This is a genomic window from Nocardia sp. NPDC003999 (assembly GCF_053604885.1).
On the sequence record NZ_JBSGIB010000002.1, the window covers coordinates 254,944 to 261,220 of the forward strand.

A 6,277-nucleotide genomic window follows, 5' to 3' on the forward strand; every position below is an offset into this window, starting at 1 on the left:
CTCAGTCCATGCGGAACGTGGCCTCCGGGTTCGCGGTGTCCCGCACGATCCGCAACGCCTCGGACAACGCCGCGAGCTGTTCGGGCGTCAGCAAACCGACGAACCAGCGGTCGACGGCGGCGAGATAGTCCGGCAGCACCTGCGCGAGCCGCGCCGCGCCCGCCTCGGTGAGCACCGCGTACGCGCTGCGCCGATCCCCCGGGTCCAGCTCGCGTTCCACCAGCCCGGCGCGCGCCAGCCGATCGACGAGCCGGGTGACGCCGCTGGTGGACAGCGCGGTCTGCACGGCGAGCTCCGTCATCCGCAGCCGCCGCCCCGGCGAACGGCTCAGCCGCATCAGGGCGTTCAGATCCAGTCCGGACAGACCGTGCGCATTCCAGACCTGCTCCAGCTTGGCGACCACACCGCCGTAGGCCTCGAACAGCAGGCCCATCGTGGTCAGGCGCGGGTCGTCGAACAACTCCGTCACGTCCATACGGGCAACCTACCGGAATGTTTCCCCGCGCGGATAGTTGACACGAGGAATAAATCGTTGTAGAAATATGCATACGCAATATTCCTCGCGTCAACTAGTGGAGGTTCCCATGTCGCCGACCGCCTGGATCGCCGGATTCCGCTCCGCGGTGATCCGCCCGGACGAACAGATCAAGCTCGCGGAGTCGCGCGCGTTCACCGACCAGACCGTCCGCCAAGTGCTGCATCTCGCGGGCGGCGGCGCGCGGGTGCGGGTCGGGCTGACCAATCGCTATGGGAAAACACCGCTGGCGATCGGCGCCGCCCGGGTCGCCCTGCGCAAGACCGGCAGCGAGATCGTCGCCGAGACCGATGCCGCGTTGCGGTTCGACGGCGCCGAACAGGTGGTCGTCCCGGTAGGCGGCGAAGTGCTCAGCGACCCTGTCGATCTGGCTGTCCCCGCGGGCGCGGACCTGGCATTGAGCCTGTATCTGCCCGGCCCGACCGGGCTGGCCACCTTCTCCCACCAGCCCGGCGAAACCGCTTACATCGCGGACGGAAATGTCGCCGACGAAGCCGCGCTCACCACCGCGGACGAGGCGCCCGCGCGGTTCTTCGTCACCGGTGTCGACGTTCTCGCGCCCGTGGCGACGCCGGTGGCCGTCGCGTTCGGCGATTCGTGGTTCGAAGGCTTCGGCACCACGATCGGCGCCAACCGCAGGTCGGTGGACTTCCTCAACGCGCGACTGGAGCGGGGCTGGGTGGTCAACCAGGGCATCTCAGGGAATCGGCTGCTCACCGACGAAATCGGCGAGCCGGGCCTGGATCGTTTCGATCGCGACGTACTCGCCGTGCCGGGCGTGACGAGTGTGCTGATCAACTTCGGCATCAACGACTTCATCCTGGGCGGGATGGCGGGGCAGCCGCCCGCGACCGCCGAGGAGCTGATCACCGGCTTCACCACGCTCGCGCGGCGCGCGCACGCGGCGGGGCTTCCCATCCACGCCGCGACCATCGGACCCTACGGCGGCTGCGTCTACGAGGGCCTGCCGGTCGCGGAGACCTTGCCGATCCGTCGGCGCGTGAACGAATGGCTGCGCGGCACCGATGTTTTCGATTCGGTGTTCGATGTGGCGCGAGCGGTCGAGGACCCGGAGCGGCCCGACTTCATCCGGCCCGAATTCGACAGCGGCGACGGCATGCACCTCAACGACGCCGGCGCTCGCGCCATGGCGGAAAGTGTCGACGTCACAGTTCTTTTCGGCTAGGTCACGGCTCGAGACCACGCAGCACGATCTCGATGCCACCGCGGAATTCGTCGTCGGCCGACATGCCCTTGGCCTGGCCCGCGGTCTGCGCCAGGTGCGGGTATTTCTCCGGGGGCAGTTCGGCCAGCACGATCGTCCCGTGCCCCCGCAGCGGCGCATAGTGCTTGTTCTGGAGGTAGCCGATCAGGAAGGCGATCAGGGTGCGCTGGGCGATGACGCGGGCGCGCCCGGTGAACCCACCCTCGGTGAGCACGGCGAGCAGTGTCTCCATCACGCGCAACGACTCGACCGCCGACTGCCTGCGCCGCAGCACGATCGGCACGGCGGCCGGATGGGCCGAGAACCCGTCACGGATGTTCTCGAGCAGTATCGTCACGCGCTCCCGCCAGTCGGTTCCGGCAGGGAGCGACGTGTCGATCGCGGCGAAGACCTGGTCGGCCACCAGCACCTCTAGTTCGTCGCGGTCGCGCACGTAGCGGTACAGGGCCATGGTGGCCATGCCCAGTTCCTTGGCCACCGCACGCATGGTCAGCGCCGACGAACCCTCGCGGTCGAGCACGGCGAGGGCCGCCGTGGCGAGATCGGCGGTGGTCAGCGAGCGGGGGCGGGGCACGGATTGACAGCGTACAAGCTACGCGCATACTTGTCGTAGGCGTACAAAGTAGACCTACGAGAGGAGCCCCTGATGCCGCTGCCGACCGCTGTCCCGGACCGAAAGCTGGTCACCGTCTCCGGTGCGCAGGTCTTGGTGCCGGACCCGGATCGCCTGATCCACCTGCAATTCCGGCGCTTCGCCGGATGCCCGGTGTGCAACCTGCACCTGCGTTCGATCGTCGCGCGCCATGCGGAGATCGCCGCCGCAGGCGTCCGGGAAGTGATCGTCTTCCATTCCAGCGCGGCGGAATTGCGCAAGTACACCGCGGAACTGCCGCTGGACGTCATCGCCGATCCGGACCGGAAGCTCTACCGCGAATTCGGCGTCGAGACCTCGCCTCGCGCGCTGCTCGACCCGCGCGGCTGGCCCGCCATCCTGCGCGGTGTCGCCCACGACGCTTACGCGACCTTGCGCCGAAGGCAGTCCGCCCCACCCGGCAAGCCCGAGGGCGGCAGTCTCGGACTGCCCGCCGATTTCCTGATCGCACCCGACGGACGGGTGCTCGCCGCGAAGCACGGCGCGCACGTCTACGACCAGTGGTCGGTCGACGAACTCCTCGCGCTCGTCCCAGCGGAGCGGCGCGCATGAGAATTGCCGAAAGTCCCCTGGTGGCACGTGTGTTCGCGCTGGTTCCCGGCGGGCTGCTCGCCGGAGCGTTCGGTTACGGCGCGGTGAATGTCCTCTACGCGTTCCGCAGAGTCCCTTTGGATGTGCGCTTCACCTTCCACACCGCGCTGATGAGCGTGAACGGCGTGGTCATGCAAACACTGATGGGTCTGACCATTCTGAGCGCATTGGTGCTGACCGCCCGCTCCACCGGGCGGTCACGCCTGCTCGCCGGGAGCGCGAGTCTGCTCGCCGTCGCCGCGTTCGTGATCACCCGCCTGGGCAACGTCCCGATCAACCAGAAGATCAAGATATGGGCGATCAGCGGCCCACCCGCCGACTACGCCGAAATCCTCACCCGCTGGGAAACCTTCCACGTCGCCCGCACCGCCTGCGCCGTCCTGGCCTTCCTCCTCATCGCCTCTACGACTCTCCTCCCCGCGAAATCATGACCACGAGTGGCACATGGTGGCGAGGTCTTCTCGCGATTCGCCGCACCATGTGCCACTCGCGGTGGTGTTTCCGGCTAGTCCGAACGGGTGCGTCTGCTGCGCACGTGGTTCACGCCGAAAGCGAGCATGGAGGTGAGTACCGCGACGCATCCGATCACCGCGGCCAGGGCGATCATGGAGTTGAGTCCATCGATCGACGCGGAGGCCGCGATGTGCGACAGGTCCGACGCGATCGGCTGGAACCGCGTGGGCAGCTCGTCGGCCACCGAGCGGCCGGCGCCGGAGCCCGCCGCTTCCAGGAACTGCTCACGCAACACCGGCGGGACGGCCCCGGGCAGCGCGTCGAGCCCGTCGGCAGCGGAACCGCGCGCGGAGTGATTGAACATGGCGCCGAGCCCGGCCACGCCCACCGCGAGGCCGACCTGCCGAAGGGTGCCGAACGTCGCGCTGGCCATGCCCGCGTTCTCGTCGGAGGCGAAGGTGAGTGAGGCCGCCTGGTTGACGGCCGTGATCGCGCCGAGCCCGAGGCCGCCGATCACCATTCCGGGCAGGAAATGCGTCCAAGAGTCGTCGGAACCGAAGTCGCCCATCAGCCATGTGCCCAACGCGACCATGCCCATCGTGACCGGCAGCGAGACCGCGAACGGGACCCGCTTGGCGAAGACCATCGCCAGCGGCGCGCTGATCAGCGCGGCCACGCTCACGGGCAGCAAGCGCAGGCCCATCTGCAACGGCGTGTACCCGAGTGTGTTGATCAGGAACACCGCCAGGTAGTTGCTCGCGGCCATCAGCGTCGCCATGTGTCCGATCGAGACGGCGGCCGTGCCGGTGAATCCGCGCTTGCGAATCATGGACACGTCGAGCAGGGGGTGCTCGGCCTTGAACTGCCATGCCGCGAACCCGGCCAGGAGCACCGTGGCGGCGGCGGCGAGCCCGAGCACCGTGGCCGAGGTCCAGCCGAGCGAGTTGCCGCGGGTCAGCGCGAACACACCCGTCACCAGGCCACCGGTGAGCATCAGCGACCCCGGCCAGTCGGCCTTGCGCCCTTCCATGCGCGCCGACTCCGGCATCCGCAGCACGGCGAGCACCCCGATGAAGATGCCGATCGGGACGTTGATGATGAAGATCGACCGCCAGCCGAACTGGGTGACCAGCGCGCCGCCGAGTACCGGACCCGCGACGGTCGCGCTCGCCATGACGGCGCCGTAGACGCCGATGGCCTTCGCGCGCTTGCCCGCGTCGGGGTAGGCCACCGCGAGCAGAGGCAACGCCGTCGCGAAGATCATCGCCGAGCCGACGCTCTGGACCGCGCGCAGGACGTTCAACTGCAAGATGCTGCCGGCCAGCGCCAATGCCAGCGATGACGCGGTGAACACCACCATGCCCGCGATGAAAAGGCGCTTCCGGCCGAACCGGTCGCCGAGCGTGGCGAAGGTCAGCAGCAACCCCGCCATCGGGATGGCGTAAGCGTCGATGACCCACTGCAGTCCGTCGATGGACGTGTCGAAGTCGGCGCGGATATCGGCGAGCGCGGCGGAGACCACGGTCAGGTCGAGCATCATCATGAAGATGGCCCCGCTGACCATGACCAGCACCAGCCCGGCGCGTAGCGGACTTGCGGAAGAGTCGTCCGGCTTGCTGCCGGACGAGGTTGCGATCGTGGACATGTCTTCCTTATGAAGTTCGCGCACCACCCGCGAAACGCGTGCGGGCGAGTCCATTACGGACCGAAAGGACGGGAAACGCGCGACCGAAGCCGCGCCCCCGACACTATCCACGCCCCCAACCCCCGTAAATGACGTATCAAGACAAACAATCTCGCGCAGCGACGAGTGGCACATGGTGGAGAGGTCTCTCGCGCTTTGCCGCAGCCATGTGCCACTCGCGGCTGTTGCGGGCTAGGGCTGTTCCAGTACGTCGAAGGGAATAGTTGCCTCGACCGGCGAACTGCTCGGCCGTGACACGGAGTACCTGGTGCTCGTCGGGAGCGCTCATAGCGACATCATTGCAGTTCGAACCGAACCGAACCGGACCACGGACTCGGCTGACGATCACCTCCGGCGGCGAGAGGAACCATCACCACGGCGGAAGACTTCCGCTACGGCGAGGTCAGGGCAGGAGGGTGGCGGGGTCGATCGTGAATTCGAAGGGGCTGCGCAAGGTGACGGTGTCGCCGGCGGACACCCGGTGGGTCAGCTGGTAGGTACCGTCGGCACCGAGTTCGTGTGCGAACAGAACGGGAAGCGACTCGCCCGGTAATTGGCCCTTGAAGGTGTTGGGCTCGAAACGCCAGTAGTTGGTGATGCCGGCTTCGGCATAGACCACGGGTTTGACCATGCGGTCCTGCATCGTAGTGGATTTGGACACCACTTCTACCACCAGTTCCACCTGGTGAGCAGGAACCCCTCTTGCGTCGACATCGATCGAGTCGGCCACCACCATGAGATCGGGAATCGGCTCGTCGTCGCCGATCAGCACGCCGACGCCTTCGAGCACCAAGCGGCCAGGAGGCAACACCGCGTCGAGGGCACGTCCCAGCCACCTGATCAGCAACTGATGGCGCGGCTTGGGTGCGGCATTCACGACGAGCTGACCATTCAACACCTCGTAACGCAATCCGTCTTCGGGCATGTGATCGAGGTCGGCAGCCGTCCAGCCGTCGCCATGAGGAACTGGCATCGCCATGAAACCACCTCCAACCTCGTAGGACGATGACGATCGCCGCCGATCGACTCGAGTGTAATCGCGTGGACCGAATTGATTCGAGTCGATCGAGCGGAGCGGCGCCACTGGTGTAGGGCACAGGTCGACCGTGCCCTACACCAGCAAGTTCCGTCGTTCTC

General features: G+C 67.2%; 7 protein-coding genes. 3 read left to right on the forward strand and 4 right to left on the reverse strand.

The window, feature by feature from the left end; genetic code table 11:
• Position 1 precedes the first annotated feature (1 nt).
• Positions 2–475 (reverse strand): MarR family winged helix-turn-helix transcriptional regulator, encoded by a 474-nt coding sequence (locus ACWESM_RS05365; RefSeq protein WP_355074748.1) that lies wholly within the window; start codon positions 473–475, stop codon positions 2–4.
• A 37-nt stretch (positions 476–512) separates the two neighbouring features.
• Here ACWESM_RS05365 and ACWESM_RS05370 point away from each other — a divergent pair, with 37 nt between their 5' ends.
• Positions 513–1,721: a GDSL-type esterase/lipase family protein gene (locus ACWESM_RS05370; protein WP_452491011.1), complete on the forward strand. Its 1,209-nt coding sequence runs from the start codon at positions 513–515 to the stop codon at positions 1,719–1,721.
• Position 1,722: 1 nt separating this feature from the next.
• On the opposite strand, the gene ACWESM_RS05375 is transcribed toward ACWESM_RS05370, so the two are convergent.
• A complete protein-coding gene (locus ACWESM_RS05375; RefSeq protein ID WP_355074752.1) occupies positions 1,723–2,334 on the reverse strand; it encodes a TetR/AcrR family transcriptional regulator C-terminal domain-containing protein in 612 nt (203 codons plus the stop codon).
• A gap of 72 nt (positions 2,335–2,406) precedes the next feature.
• Here ACWESM_RS05375 and ACWESM_RS05380 point away from each other — a divergent pair, with 72 nt between their 5' ends.
• On the forward strand, positions 2,407–2,964 hold the full coding sequence (locus ACWESM_RS05380; protein ID WP_397278622.1) for a peroxiredoxin-like family protein: 558 nt from the start codon (positions 2,407–2,409) through the stop codon (positions 2,962–2,964).
• A gap of 20 nt (positions 2,965–2,984) precedes the next feature.
• Positions 2,985–3,434 carry an anthrone oxygenase family protein gene (locus ACWESM_RS05385; RefSeq protein ID WP_397278624.1) on the forward strand — a complete coding sequence of 150 codons (450 nt, stop codon included), beginning with the start codon at positions 2,985–2,987 and terminating at the stop codon, positions 3,432–3,434.
• Between the two features lie 74 nt (positions 3,435–3,508).
• Here the strand turns inward: ACWESM_RS05385 and ACWESM_RS05390 are convergent, their stop codons facing one another.
• Both ACWESM_RS05390 and ACWESM_RS05395 read right to left on the reverse strand, forming a co-directional pair.
• Positions 3,509–5,101 carry an MFS transporter gene (locus ACWESM_RS05390; RefSeq protein ID WP_452491012.1) on the reverse strand — a complete coding sequence of 531 codons (1,593 nt, stop codon included), beginning with the start codon at positions 5,099–5,101 and terminating at the stop codon, positions 3,509–3,511.
• Positions 5,102–5,543: 442 nt separating this feature from the next.
• Positions 5,544–6,119, reverse strand: a complete 576-nt coding sequence (locus ACWESM_RS05395) for a Uma2 family endonuclease (RefSeq protein ID WP_397278628.1) — start codon at positions 6,117–6,119, stop codon at positions 5,544–5,546.
• Between the last annotated feature and the right edge of the window lie 158 nt (positions 6,120–6,277).

What these genes read in the sequence shown, in the direction of transcription:
- ACWESM_RS05365 (WP_355074748.1), bottom strand. Translation starts at nt 475, where the DNA reads ATGGACGTGACGGAGTTGTTCGACGACCCGCGCCTGACCACGATGGGC.
- ACWESM_RS05380 (WP_397278622.1), top strand. Translation starts at nt 2,407, where the DNA reads ATGCCGCTGCCGACCGCTGTCCCGGACCGAAAGCTGGTCACCGTCTCC.
- ACWESM_RS05390 (WP_452491012.1), bottom strand. Translation starts at nt 5,101, where the DNA reads ATGTCCACGATCGCAACCTCGTCCGGCAGCAAGCCGGACGACTCTTCC.
- ACWESM_RS05395 (WP_397278628.1), bottom strand. Translation starts at nt 6,119, where the DNA reads ATGGCGATGCCAGTTCCTCATGGCGACGGCTGGACGGCTGCCGACCTC.